Raw genomic sequence first — 12,589 nt, forward strand, 5'->3', positions numbered from 1 at the left:
AAAAAGTTGTTGACATCGAAATTGAAGGATGTTAAGATATTAAAGTCGCTGCAACAACAACAACAACGACGAAGACAACAAAATGAACCTTGAAAACTGAACATGCAAGACGTTAATCAATAAATGTTTTTGGACATCAACTTGTTGGTGGATCAAAACAAAAATAGATATCATCTTCGGATGATACGCTAGCAAAGCTAATGAGCTTTCAAACTACTTTTATGGAGAGTTTGATCCTGGCTCAGGACGAACGCTGGCGGCGTGCCTAATACATGCAAGTCGAGCGAATGATGAAGAAGCTTGCTTCTTCTGATTTAGCGGCGGACGGGTGAGTAACACGTGGGCAACCTACCTAGTAGATTGGGATAACTCCGGGAAACCGGGGCTAATACCGAATAATCCATTTTGTCACATGGCAAAATGCTGAAAGGCGGTTTCGGCTGTCACTACTAGATGGGCCCGCGGTGCATTAGCTAGTTGGTGGGGTAATGGCCTACCAAGGCAACGATGCATAGCCGACCTGAGAGGGTGATCGGCCACATTGGGACTGAGACACGGCCCAAACTCCTACGGGAGGCAGCAGTAGGGAATCTTCCACAATGGACGAAAGTCTGATGGAGCAACGCCGCGTGAGTGATGAAGGTTTTCGGATCGTAAAACTCTGTTGTAAGGGAAGAACAAGTACGTTAGTAACTGAACGTACCTTGACGGTACCTTATTAGAAAGCCACGGCTAACTACGTGCCAGCAGCCGCGGTAATACGTAGGTGGCAAGCGTTGTCCGGATTTATTGGGCGTAAAGCGCGCGCAGGTGGTTTCTTAAGTCTGATGTGAAAGCCCACGGCTCAACCGTGGAGGGTCATTGGAAACTGGGAGACTTGAGTGCAGAAGAGGAAAGTGGAATTCCAAGTGTAGCGGTGAAATGCGTAGAGATTTGGAGGAACACCAGTGGCGAAGGCGACTTTCTGGTCTGTAACTGACACTGAGGCGCGAAAGCGTGGGGAGCAAACAGGATTAGATACCCTGGTAGTCCACGCCGTAAACGATGAGTGCTAAGTGTTAGGGGGTTTCCGCCCCTTAGTGCTGCAGCTAACGCATTAAGCACTCCGCCTGGGGAGTACGGCCGCAAGGTTGAAACTCAAAGGAATTGACGGGGGCCCGCACAAGCGGTGGAGCATGTGGTTTAATTCGAAGCAACGCGAAGAACCTTACCAGGTCTTGACATCCCAATGACCGCTCTAGAGATAGAGTTTTCCCTTCGGGGACATTGGTGACAGGTGGTGCATGGTTGTCGTCAGCTCGTGTCGTGAGATGTTGGGTTAAGTCCCGCAACGAGCGCAACCCTTGATCTTAGTTGCCATCATTTAGTTGGGCACTCTAAGGTGACTGCCGGTGACAAACCGGAGGAAGGTGGGGATGACGTCAAATCATCATGCCCCTTATGACCTGGGCTACACACGTGCTACAATGGACGATACAAAGAGTCGCTAACTCGCGAGGGTATGCTAATCTCATAAAATCGTTCTCAGTTCGGATTGTAGGCTGCAACTCGCCTACATGAAGCCGGAATCGCTAGTAATCGTGGATCAGCATGCCACGGTGAATACGTTCCCGGGCCTTGTACACACCGCCCGTCACACCACGAGAGTTTGTAACACCCGAAGTCGGTGAGGTAACCTTTATGGGGCCAGCCGCCGAAGGTGGGATAGATGATTGGGGTGAAGTCGTAACAAGGTAGCCGTATCGGAAGGTGCGGCTGGATCACCTCCTTTCTAAGGATAATTACGGAAACAGATCTTGGATCTGTCGATTAACGTCTTGCGTTCAGTTTTGAAGGTTTATAAAAACCTTATATTTTTCCGAAAAAGGGGCCTATAGCTCAGCTGGTTAGAGCGCACGCCTGATAAGCGTGAGGTCGATGGTTCGAGTCCATTTAGGCCCACCATTTTTCTTTTTTGGGGCCTTAGCTCAGCTGGGAGAGCGCCTGCCTTGCACGCAGGAGGTCAGCGGTTCGATCCCGCTAGGCTCCACCAATATTGTTCTTTGAAAACTGGATAAAACGACATTGAAGCAAATTAAGTAACACATTTTTTATTATTAAGTTTTTTAGGCTTAATAACTAACTTTTAGGTTAAGTTATTAAGGGCGCATGGCGGATGCCTTGGCACTAGGAGCCGAAGAAGGACGGCACTAACACCGATATGCTTCGGGGAGCTGTAAGTGAGCTTTGATCCGGAGATTTCCGAATGGGGGAACCCACTGTTCGTAATGGAGCAGTATCTTGACGTGAATACATAGCGTCTTGATGGCAGACCCAGGGAACTGAAACATCTAAGTACCTGGAGGAAGAGAAAGAAAAATCGATTCCCTGAGTAGCGGCGAGCGAAACGGGAATAGCCCAAACCAAGAGGCTTGCCTCTTGGGGTTGTAGGACACTCTATATGGAGTTACAAAGGAATGAGTTAAACGAAGCGGTCTGGAAAGGCCCGCCAGAGCAGGTAACAGCCCTGTAGTTGAAAGTTCATTCTCTCTTGAGTGTATCCTGAGTACGGCGGAACACGTGAAATTCCGTCGGAATCTGGGAGGACCATCTCCCAAGGCTAAATACTACCTAGTGACCGATAGTGAACCAGTACCGTGAGGGAAAGGTGAAAAGCACCCCGGAAGGGGAGTGAAATAGATCCTGAAACCATGTGCCTACAAGTAGTTAGAGCCCGTTAATGGGTGATAGCGTGCCTTTTGTAGAATGAACCGGCGAGTTACGATTACATGCGAGGTTAAGTTTTAGAAGACGGAGCCGTAGCGAAAGCGAGTCTGAATAGGGCGAATGAGTATGTGGTTGTAGACCCGAAACCAGGTGATCTACCCATGTCCAGGGTGAAGGTAAGGTAACACTTACTGGAGGCCCGAACCCACGTACGTTGAAAAGTGCGGGGATGAGGTGTGGGTAGCGGAGAAATTCCAATCGAACCTGGAGATAGCTGGTTCTCTCCGAAATAGCTTTAGGGCTAGCCTCGTGATAGAGAATCCTGGAGGTAGAGCACTGTTTGAACTAGGGGTCCATCCCGGATTACCGAATTCAGACAAACTCCGAATGCCAGTGATTTATGCACGGGAGTCAGACTGCGAGTGATAAGATCCGTAGTCAAAAGGGAAACAGCCCAGACCACCAGCTAAGGTCCCAAAGTAATTGTTAAGTGGAAAAGGATGTGACGTTGCTTAGACAACCAGGATGTTGGCTCAGAAGCAGCCATCATTTAAAGAGTGCGTAATAGCTCACTGGTCGAGTGACGCTGCGCCGAAAATGTATCGGGGCTAAACAATTCACCGAAGCTGTGGATGGACATCTTAGATGTCCGTGGTAGGAGAGCGTTCTAAGTGCTGTGAAGTCAGACCGGAAGGACTGGTGGAGCGCTTAGAAGTGAGAATGCCGGTATGAGTAGCGAAAGACGGGTGAGAATCCCGTCCACCGAATGACTAAGGTTTCCTGAGGAAGGCTCGTCCGCTCAGGGTTAGTCGGGACCTAAGCCGAGGCCGATAGGCGTAGGCGATGGACAACAGGTTGATATTCCTGTACCACCTATTTACCATTTGAGCAATGGGGGGACGCAGTAGGATAGGGTAAGCATGCTGTTGGTTATGCATGTTCAAGCAGTGAGGCGTGAAATGAGGCAAATCCCATTTCTATAACGTTGAGCTGTGATGACGAGGACGTATGTCCGGAGTTCCTGATTTCACACTGCCAAGAAAAGCCTCTAGCGAGGTAAAAGGTGCCCGTACCGCAAACCGACACAGGTAGTCGAGGAGAGAATCCTAAGGTGTGCGAGAGAACTCTCGTTAAGGAACTCGGCAAAATGACCCCGTAACTTCGGGAGAAGGGGTGCTCTAGTAGGGTGAAAGCCCGAGAGAGCCGCAGTGAATAGGCCCAGGCGACTGTTTAGCAAAAACACAGGTCTCTGCAAAACCGTAAGGTGACGTATAGGGGCTGACGCCTGCCCGGTGCTGGAAGGTTAAGAGGAGTGCTTAGCGCAAGCGAAGGTGCGAATTGAAGCCCCAGTAAACGGCGGCCGTAACTATAACGGTCCTAAGGTAGCGAAATTCCTTGTCGGGTAAGTTCCGACCCGCACGAAAGGCGTAACGATCTGGGCACTGTCTCAACGAGAGACTCGGTGAAATTATAGTACCTGTGAAGATGCAGGTTACCCGCGACAGGACGGAAAGACCCCGTGGAGCTTTACTGTAGCCTGATATTGAATTTTGATACATCTTGTACAGGATAGGTAGGAGCCAGAGATTCCGGAGCGCCAGCTTCGGAGGAGGCGTTGGTGGGATACTACCCTAGATGTATTGAACTTCTAACCCATGCCCCTTAGCGGGGTAGGAGACAGTGTCAGGCGGGCAGTTTGACTGGGGCGGTCGCCTCCTAAAGAGTAACGGAGGCGCCCAAAGGTTCCCTCAGAATGGTTGGAAATCATTCGTAGAGTGTAAAGGCATAAGGGAGCTTGACTGCGAGACCTACAAGTCGAGCAGGGTCGAAAGACGGGCTTAGTGATCCGGTGGTTCCGCATGGAAGGGCCATCGCTCAACGGATAAAAGCTACCCCGGGGATAACAGGCTTATCTCCCCCAAGAGTCCACATCGACGGGGAGGTTTGGCACCTCGATGTCGGCTCATCGCATCCTGGGGCTGTAGTCGGTCCCAAGGGTTGGGCTGTTCGCCCATTAAAGCGGTACGCGAGCTGGGTTCAGAACGTCGTGAGACAGTTCGGTCCCTATCCGTCGTGGGCGTAGGAAATTTGAGAGGAGCTGTCCTTAGTACGAGAGGACCGGGATGGACACACCGCTGGTGTACCAGTTGTTCTGCCAAGGGCATCGCTGGGTAGCTATGTGTGGACGGGATAAGTGCTGAAAGCATCTAAGCATGAAGCCCCCCTCAAGATGAGATTTCCCATTACGCAAGTAAGTAAGATCCCTCAAAGACGATGAGGTAGATAGGTTCGAGGTGGAAGTGTGGCGACATACGGAGCTGACGAATACTAATAGATCGAGGACTTAACCAAATTTTACTTAACTAACTTCAATGTAATTTATCCAGTTTTGAGAGAATAATAAAAAACTTTTCTAAAATAGCAAAAAACACTTGCTAAACTTTAAAAAAGATGGTATAATTATTCTTGTCCTTAGGTAATACAATAGTCTAGTGATGATGGCAAAGAGGTCACACCCGTTCCCATGCCGAACACGGAAGTTAAGCTCTTTAGCGCCGATGGTAGTTGGGGGTTTCCCCCTGTGAGAGTAGGACGTTGCTAGGCGATCATATTATTCCGAAGTAGCTCAGTGGTAGAGCATCCGGCTGTTAACCGGACGGTCGTAGGTTCGAGTCCTACCTTCGGAGCCATTTTTGGAGAGCTGTCCGAGTGGCCGAAGGAGCACGATTGGAAATCGTGTAGGCGAGTAACCTTGTCTCAAGGGTTCAAATCCCTTGCTCTCCGCCATACACATTCTAATTTATTAAATGGCCCCTTGGTCAAGCGGTTAAGACACCGCCCTTTCACGGCGGTAACACGGGTTCGAATCCCGTAGGGGTCACCATTTATAACATTATACGGAGGATTAGCTCAGCTGGGAGAGCACCTGCCTTACAAGCAGGGGGTCGGCGGTTCGATCCCGTCATCCTCCACCATTTAAATTAATAATACCATTATCGCGGGGTGGAGCAGTTCGGTAGCTCGTCGGGCTCATAACCCGAAGGTCACAGGTTCAAATCCTGTCCCCGCAACCAAATGGTCCGGTAGTTCAGTTGGTTAGAATGCCTGCCTGTCACGCAGGAGGTCGCGGGTTCGAGTCCCGTCCGGACCGCCATTTTTTAAAAAAGAATATTAAATTATTATGGGTCAGTAGCTCAGTTGGTAGAGCATTAGATTGAAGCTCTAAGTGTCGGCGGTTCGATTCCGTCCTGACCCACCATAATAATGCCGGTGTAGCTCAGTTGGTAGAGCAACTGACTTGTAATCAGTAGGTCGAGGGTTCGACTCCTTTCGCCGGCACCATGTTTTTCTGGAGGGGTAGCGAAGAGGCTAAACGCGGCGGACTGTAAATCCGCTCCTTCGGGTTCGGCGGTTCGAATCCGTCCCCCTCCACCATTTTTTTATTTTAGGGGCATAGTTTAACGGTAGAATAGAGGTCTCCAAAACCTTTGATGTGGGTTCGATTCCTACTGCCCCTGCCAATTTAAATTATATAATGGCGGTTGTGGCGAAGTGGTTAACGCACCTGATTGTGGTTCAGGCATTCGTGGGTTCGATTCCCATCAGTCGCCCCATTTAATTTTTGACAATAAAATAACTTAGATATAATAATATTATGGCGGTTGTGGCGAAGTGGTTAACGCACCTGATTGTGGTTCAGGCATTCGTGGGTTCGATTCCCATCAGTCGCCCCATATTATTGGGGTATAGCCAAGCGGTAAGGCAACGGATTTTGATTCCGTCATGCCCTGGTTCGAATCCAGGTACCCCAGTTAAATTTGCGGAAGTAGTTCAGTGGTAGAACACCACCTTGCCAAGGTGGGGGTCGCGAGTTCGAACCTCGTCTTCCGCTCCATTTTCTATTTACGGCGGCATAGCCAAGTGGTAAGGCACAGGTCTGCAACACCTCTACCACCGGTTCAAATCCGGTTGCCGCCTCCAATTATTTTTAAAATAACTACATATGATCTATAATAATATTATGCCGGTGTGGCGGAATTGGCAGACGCGCACGACTCAAAATCGTGTTCTTTCGAGAGTGTCGGTTCGACCCCGACCACCGGTATCCTAAATATAAATTTCCTTAAGAGTTCTCATTATGAGAGCTCTTTTTTTGTTGTTTAAATTTCTTTCTTTGAGGGAGTATCCATGGTGGAATTTAAGGTACAAGATATTCTAGAAGCACAGTCGTTCAATGTTAACTATAAAGGCGCAGTAGGTTCCTGCAATGTTTTATGAACTTAAAAAAGAGGAGGAAAGGGAGAAAGGACTAAAAGGAGAGGAGCAAAATTTCTCTCCTCTTTTTTAAAAGTAGTAGTTATAGAAACAAGATCAGGATTTATTGACTTTTACTCTGAAGAAACACATAAAAATTTAACAGGTGTACTTGTGAGATTCAACCAATAATGCGGACTACTAGAGTCGATGATAATGGAGTCATGTTCGTTTAAATGATATTCTTCATCATTTATTTGTACGGTCAGCTTGCCATCTAAAACATATAGAAATTCTTTTCCGTGATGAGTAAATTGATTCCCCTTGTTTTCTCCAGGATTTAGAATTATAAGAAGTGGGTTAAAGCCAAGGCCTTTATGATTGCCGGACAGGTCCTTGTAAATGAATTGGTTGACGGTCAACTCCGTACCGCTATTTATTCCTCGAATGACAGTAGGCTGTTTTTGTTCTGTTTCTGTGTTGAAAAAGTAACTAGGATTTACTTGAAGTACTTCGGATATTTTCTTGAGCGATTCTAGTGTTAGAGATGATTTCATACGCTCAACTTGTGATAGAAAACTGATTGATAGATCAGTCTTGTCTGCAATTTCCTTAAGGGTTAATTTTCTTTCTTTTCGTAGGCTTTTAATTTTATCTCCAATTGTTTTGTCCATAACAATACCTCATCTCAATTTATGTAAAGTATACATCATTATATATTTTAAAAAATAAAGTTGACAGAATATTAACTCTAATCTAATATTAGGTTATTGTAATTTAAGTAATACTTCAAAAATATTGAACTTTCACTTAAATTATAAAACATATGTTAATAAATAACTAGAGACTCTTTTTATAATTAATTTTGAAACAGTATTTTAAAAATTGGATTGGAGAGATTTAGATGATTATTAAAAAAGTATATTCAACAGTTGATGTACATGTTGCGGGCGAACCATTACGTATTATTACGGACGGGCTACCCGAGATAAAAGGTGATACTCAATTGGAAAGACGTGCTTACTGCATGGAACATCTTGATTATATCAGAGAAGTGCTGATGCTTGAACCGAGGGGGCATCATGGTATGTATGGATGTATTATTACGCCCCCTGCAAGCCCTCATGCAGATTTTGGAGTACTGTTTATGCACAATGAAGGTTGGAGCACGATGTGTGGACATGGAATTGTTGGTGTAATCACGATGGGGATAGAAACAGGTCGTTTCATCGTAACAGAAGAAAATCAGAAATTTATCATCGATAGTCCTGCAGGTGAAATAGTAGCTTATGCAAAATGCAATGGTTCTATTGTGGAAGCGGTTTCTTTTGAAAATGTCCCGTCATTTGTATTGGAAAAGGATATGCCTGTAAGTATTGATGGTCATGAATTCAATGTTGATATCTCATTTGGAGGTGCTTTCTACGCAGTTGTTAAAAGCAAAGAGATGAGCTTGAAAGTAAATACTAAAGATTTACCTGCAATTCAAAAATGGGGAACAAAAATCAAACGATATATAGAAGATAAAATTGATGTAGTTCATCCACTTGAAAGTGGTCTTCGTGGCATTTATGGTGTTATTTTCTCAGATGATCCAGTAGGAGAGAATGCAGATTTGCGCAATGTGACAATTTTTGCAGATGAACAAATCGACCGCTCACCTTGTGGTACAGGGACGTGCGCAAGATTAGCGAGCCTTTATGCACATGGTGAATTGGAAGACCAGGGAAGCTTTGTTCACGAAAGCATTACAGATGGCCAATTCATCGGAGAGATTTTATCGATTAGCAATGTAGCGGGTTATGAAGCGGTCATTCCAAAAGTTACAGGAGAAGCTTTCTTGACAGGTTTCCATCAATTTTTAGTTGATCCACGCGACACTTTACCAAGAGGATTTTTATTGGAAGAGATTTGATAGTTTCGTAACGTTAAAGAAAGGAGGGGTGATGTAAGATGTTAAAGTGGTGGAAAAAGAAGAATCTTTTTATTCAAGTCGCAATTGGTGCAGTGATTGGAATAATTATTGGTTTGGTTTTTGGACAGCAAGCAGGTTATCTTAAACCAATCGGTGATATATTTATCAGATTCCTTCAAATGTTAATTGTACCGTTGACTTTCTTTGTTCTAATTGATGGTATTACAAATTTACCAGGAATGAAATCATTAAAATCAATTGGGGGTCTAACTTTTTTATACTATTCACTTACAACCATACTTGCAGCCTCAATTGGTATAGGAGTCGCCCTTATAATGAATCCTGGTAAGAACGCACAAGGATTATTAACCGGTGGTAAAGAAATTGAACCACAAGAGTTCAGCTTCATTGATAATATGGTTGAATGGGTGCCTAACAATATTATTGCGGGGATGGCTGAAACGAATATGCTACAAATAATAATTGTGGCGGTCATCATTGGAGTCGCATTACTCAGCTTGGGAGAAAAGGTAAGCGGTATGAAAAAGTTGATTAATGAAGGTGCAATATTGATGTTGAAAATAACGGATATCATTATGATGCTTGCTCCAATTGGCATTCTTGCATTACTTGCGAATTTAGTCGGAACAACAGACACAAAAATATTGTATGAATCATTGCACTATGTTTTAACGGCACTTATCGGTTTGGCAATTTTGTTGTTTATTGTGTATCCGACAATGATTAAGATATTCACTAAATTTAAGCCTTTAGGTTTTTTTAAGACGATAAGCCCAGCACTCCTTGTAGCTGCAGCAACATCTTCTAGCAATTCCACTTTACCAGCATCCATGAGGGTGTCTAAACAACTTGGAATTTCAGATAAAATCTACGGTTTTACATTGCCTTTAGGTGCAACAATTAATATGGATGGGTTGGCAGTCACTTTTGGTGTGACAGGAGTTTTTGCGGCTAATCTATATAATATACCAATTACATTTTCTTTAATTATGCAATTTGTTTTTTTAGGATTGGCTTTATCGATGGGGACTGCAGGAGCAAGGGGAGCAGATATTGTCATGATGGCAATATTAATGTCCACATTAGGATTACCACTTGAAATAGTCGCAATTTATGCTGCAGTATCACCACTTGTTGATACTGGAAACACAGTGAATAATATTGCTGGTGATTTAACGGGAACTGCAATTGTGCACACACGTTTTGGCAGTGAAATAGAATCTCTTGAAGAAGCTATGGATACTTCCTTGCCAAAACCAAAAATGGTGGTTCAATAATCTCGTAGAGTAACTTGTATTTGTTAGGAAGTTCAGTACTGGAGGAAAAGATATGTTGATTTTAAGTGCACGTGAACAAAAAAAATTGATAGATATGAATGAGGTAATGGACTGTGTTGCGCAAGCGTTAAATGAATTTTCCGCATCGAGAACAGAAACACCAATCAGGTTGTCACTTCCTTTTGGCCTAGCAAATACAGGACTTGTCATGCCTTCCGTTGCCGAAGAGTTGCAAACAATGGGTGTTAAATATGTAACGGTGGTTCCCGATAATAAGAAAACTGGCAAAACCATTCAAGGTGTCGTTTTATTATCTGATATTGAAACTGGTGAACCATTAGCTTTACTTGAAGGCTCCTTTTTAACTCTTATTCGAACAGGTGCTTTATCAGGTGTTGCGACAAAGTATTTTGCACGTGAGAATGCGAAAGTATTAGGCGTTATTGGAACTGGTGAGCAGGCAAAAGGTTTGTGTGAAGCAGTTTTAGCTGCAAGAGATATTGAAGAAATTCATTTATTTAATCGTAGTGATTCAAAAGCAAAAGAGTTTGCTCAATTCTTAGAAGAAAAGTTTAAAGTGGAAACAGTTCTTTGTGATAATCCTAATGAAGTGGTACGTAAAGCAGATATTCTAGTGACTGCAACGAGCTCGACAATCCCGGTCTTCACCGAAGCATTGAAACCAGGTACGCACGTAAATGCGGTGGGCTCATTCCGTCCAACGATGCAGGAATTACCGTCAAGTGCAATTGCTTCAGCACATAAAGTTATTGTAGAAGCAAAAGACGCTGCTCTGGAAGAAACAGGAGATTTACATGTGCCGATTCAAGAAGGAGTATTTTCTGAAAATGGTATTCATGCAGAGCTTGGAAAAGTGGTAAGTGGAGAAATGTCAGGCAGAGAAAACGATGAAGAAATTACCGTTTTTAAATCTGTGGGTCTTGCGATTGCGGATATAGTTGTCGCTAAATATTTGTATGATAAGGCTATTGCGAATAAAGCAGGGGTACATGTGGAATTATAAGTAAATTTATGATCGCGAGTAATGAGGAATATGAGAAGGTTCCTGTAACATTTTAAGAAATAGATGTTTAGAAGAGAGAGGGGCTAAAAGAGTGCTCCTCTTTTTTTGTGCATTTCTACATATAGATCCCCCTAGCAATTTACTAGATGGTAGAAGTTCTGAGGTTAACAGTTCTCAATGGAATGAAAGTATTATATTGTAACTTAATTAAAGTGTACTTCCAGCAGACTTATAATACTTCGAGAATAAGTAAATCAAGGAATGCTTCTTTATTCGCTTTTCATATATAGAGTTTGATAAAGTAGAGATAAGAAACAGAATATATTATTAGGAGTTTTAAGAAATGAAAATACGACCAAAGAGATTGCAAGTAGGGGATACGGTTGGGATTATTGCGCCTGCTAGTCCACCAAATTTAGAAAATTTAACTAAGTCATTTGCTTTTTTAGAGGAACTTGGCTTGAAATATGTTATTGGAAAGTCTGTACAACTGAAGAATGGTTATTTGGCAGGAACTGATGAGGATCGCTTATCGGATTTACACGAAATGATTGAAGATCCTAATATTGCTGCTATTTTCTGTGCTAGTGGTGGGTACGGTGCTGCGCGTCTTGCAGAGCGTATTGATTATCAATTACTAGAGGAAAATCCTAAAATCTTCTGGGGATTTTCAGATATTACGTATTTACATACCGCTTTTGGTTTGTATTCTGATATTGTAACTTTCCATGGTCCGACTTTATCAAGTATGGGGCGAGAAGATGTAGCAGAACGTTCTAAGCATATGTTTAAGCAGTTGTTTGAACCTGCTGAAATTCACTATGAAGAAGATATCTCTATGCTTACAACAGTATCTGGTGGGGCTGTAAGAGGGGAACTAACAGGAGGAAATCTAACACTAATTGTCAGCAGTATTGGTACTAAGTATGAAATCGATACTAAAGGAAAGATATTGCTTATTGAAGATATTGGTTTAGAGCCGGCTCAAATTGATGGTCTACTCAATCAGTTAAAGCTAACACGAAAGCTAGACGAAGTAGCAGGTGTTATTATCGGAGAATTTACAAACGCAGAACCTAGAGACTACGTAGATTCACTCACAATAGATGAAGTGTTTGCTCATTATTTTGGCAATTTAGGTAAACCAGTTGTGAAAGGTTTCAAAATTGGACATTGCGAACCAAATGTAGCAATTCCATTAGGTGTGGATGCAATTTTAGACGCAGATCGTAAGCATTTAGCTATTTTACCTGGTGTTCAGTGATAGCATACAATTAGATAAATTCGATGCTTTTAGGCATAACTCTTCAATCGTTACCTTATAATACAATAACTTTTATTAATAAAATTCGCTTTAAACAAGAAAACATTTACTATGTAACTCATCTCTCA

The 12,589-nt window shown here is 43.5% G+C and carries 5 protein-coding genes, 18 tRNA genes and 3 rRNA genes; 25 read left to right on the plus strand and 1 reads right to left on the minus strand.

Annotation, left to right across the window (positions count from 1 at the left end):
* Positions 1-218 precede the first annotated feature (218 nt).
* The 21 genes from MHH85_RS00800 (at position 219) to MHH85_RS00900 (ending at position 6,811) form a co-directional block, all read left to right on the plus strand.
* Positions 219-1,771: ribosomal RNA gene (locus MHH85_RS00800) — 16S ribosomal RNA — on the plus strand.
* A 96-nt stretch (positions 1,772-1,867) separates the two neighbouring features.
* Positions 1,868-1,944: transfer RNA gene (locus MHH85_RS00805), tRNA-Ile, on the plus strand.
* 12 nt (positions 1,945-1,956) lie between these two features.
* A tRNA-Ala gene (locus MHH85_RS00810) sits at positions 1,957-2,032 on the plus strand.
* Positions 2,033-2,128: 96 nt separating this feature from the next.
* Positions 2,129-5,058 (plus strand): 23S ribosomal RNA (locus tag MHH85_RS00815).
* Between the two features lie 136 nt (positions 5,059-5,194).
* Positions 5,195-5,310: ribosomal RNA gene (rrf, locus tag MHH85_RS00820) — 5S ribosomal RNA — on the plus strand.
* Together the 16S, 23S and 5S rRNA genes with 18 tRNA genes alongside form the textbook arrangement of a ribosomal RNA operon.
* Positions 5,311-5,321: 11 nt before the next feature.
* Positions 5,322-5,396, plus strand: a tRNA-Asn gene (locus MHH85_RS00825).
* Positions 5,397-5,401: 5 nt separating this feature from the next.
* Positions 5,402-5,493: transfer RNA gene (locus tag MHH85_RS00830), tRNA-Ser, on the plus strand.
* A 22-nt stretch (positions 5,494-5,515) separates the two neighbouring features.
* Positions 5,516-5,590, plus strand: a tRNA-Glu gene (locus MHH85_RS00835).
* A gap of 15 nt (positions 5,591-5,605) precedes the next feature.
* Positions 5,606-5,681, plus strand: a tRNA-Val gene (locus tag MHH85_RS00840).
* A gap of 22 nt (positions 5,682-5,703) precedes the next feature.
* Positions 5,704-5,780, plus strand: a tRNA-Met gene (locus MHH85_RS00845).
* Positions 5,781-5,783: 3 nt separating this feature from the next.
* Positions 5,784-5,860, plus strand: a tRNA-Asp gene (locus tag MHH85_RS00850).
* 29 nt (positions 5,861-5,889) lie between these two features.
* Positions 5,890-5,965, plus strand: a tRNA-Phe gene (locus tag MHH85_RS00855).
* A 7-nt stretch (positions 5,966-5,972) separates the two neighbouring features.
* Positions 5,973-6,048: transfer RNA gene (locus MHH85_RS00860), tRNA-Thr, on the plus strand.
* Positions 6,049-6,057: 9 nt separating this feature from the next.
* Positions 6,058-6,141 (plus strand) — tRNA-Tyr (locus tag MHH85_RS00865).
* A gap of 12 nt (positions 6,142-6,153) precedes the next feature.
* Positions 6,154-6,227: transfer RNA gene (locus MHH85_RS00870), tRNA-Trp, on the plus strand.
* A 17-nt stretch (positions 6,228-6,244) separates the two neighbouring features.
* Positions 6,245-6,320, plus strand: a tRNA-His gene (locus tag MHH85_RS00875).
* Positions 6,321-6,364: 44 nt separating this feature from the next.
* A tRNA-His gene (locus MHH85_RS00880) sits at positions 6,365-6,440 on the plus strand.
* 6 nt (positions 6,441-6,446) lie between these two features.
* Positions 6,447-6,518: transfer RNA gene (locus MHH85_RS00885), tRNA-Gln, on the plus strand.
* A gap of 8 nt (positions 6,519-6,526) precedes the next feature.
* Positions 6,527-6,601 (plus strand) — tRNA-Gly (locus tag MHH85_RS00890).
* 12 nt (positions 6,602-6,613) lie between these two features.
* A tRNA-Cys gene (locus MHH85_RS00895) sits at positions 6,614-6,687 on the plus strand.
* 42 nt (positions 6,688-6,729) lie between these two features.
* A tRNA-Leu gene (locus tag MHH85_RS00900) sits at positions 6,730-6,811 on the plus strand.
* Positions 6,812-7,094: 283 nt separating this feature from the next.
* Here the strand turns inward: MHH85_RS00900 and MHH85_RS00905 are convergent.
* Complete coding sequence (locus MHH85_RS00905; RefSeq protein WP_340705676.1) at positions 7,095-7,634, minus strand: helix-turn-helix domain-containing protein; 540 nt, start codon at positions 7,632-7,634, stop codon at positions 7,095-7,097.
* Positions 7,635-7,864: 230 nt separating this feature from the next.
* Here MHH85_RS00905 and MHH85_RS00910 point away from each other — a divergent pair, with 230 nt between their 5' ends.
* The 4 genes from MHH85_RS00910 (at position 7,865) to MHH85_RS00925 (ending at position 12,461) form a co-directional block, all read left to right on the plus strand.
* Complete coding sequence (locus MHH85_RS00910) at positions 7,865-8,875, plus strand: proline racemase family protein (protein WP_193737482.1); 1,011 nt, start codon at positions 7,865-7,867, stop codon at positions 8,873-8,875.
* A gap of 38 nt (positions 8,876-8,913) precedes the next feature.
* Complete coding sequence (locus tag MHH85_RS00915; RefSeq protein ID WP_340705677.1) at positions 8,914-10,173, plus strand: dicarboxylate/amino acid:cation symporter; 1,260 nt, start codon at positions 8,914-8,916, stop codon at positions 10,171-10,173.
* Positions 10,174-10,225: 52 nt separating this feature from the next.
* Positions 10,226-11,197, plus strand: a complete 972-nt coding sequence (locus MHH85_RS00920) for an ornithine cyclodeaminase family protein (protein WP_340705678.1) — start codon at positions 10,226-10,228, stop codon at positions 11,195-11,197.
* A gap of 343 nt (positions 11,198-11,540) precedes the next feature.
* Positions 11,541-12,461 carry a S66 peptidase family protein gene (locus tag MHH85_RS00925; protein WP_340705679.1) on the plus strand — a complete coding sequence of 307 codons (921 nt, stop codon included), beginning with the start codon at positions 11,541-11,543 and terminating at the stop codon, positions 12,459-12,461.
* The last annotated feature ends 128 nt before the right edge of the window (positions 12,462-12,589 follow it).

Origin of the sequence: Viridibacillus sp. FSL E2-0187 (assembly GCF_038006425.1) — a bacterium.
Lineage (GTDB): Bacteria > Bacillota > Bacilli > Bacillales_A > Planococcaceae > Viridibacillus > Viridibacillus arvi.

Coding starts and splice junctions, on each gene's coding strand:
- MHH85_RS00910 (WP_193737482.1), top strand. CDS start 7,865: ATGATTATTAAAAAAGTATATTCAACAGTTGATGTACATGTTGCGGGC.
- MHH85_RS00920 (WP_340705678.1), top strand. CDS start 10,226: ATGTTGATTTTAAGTGCACGTGAACAAAAAAAATTGATAGATATGAAT.
- MHH85_RS00915 (WP_340705677.1), top strand. CDS start 8,914: ATGTTAAAGTGGTGGAAAAAGAAGAATCTTTTTATTCAAGTCGCAATT.
- MHH85_RS00925 (WP_340705679.1), top strand. CDS start 11,541: ATGAAAATACGACCAAAGAGATTGCAAGTAGGGGATACGGTTGGGATT.
- MHH85_RS00905 (WP_340705676.1), bottom strand. CDS start 7,634: ATGGACAAAACAATTGGAGATAAAATTAAAAGCCTACGAAAAGAAAGA.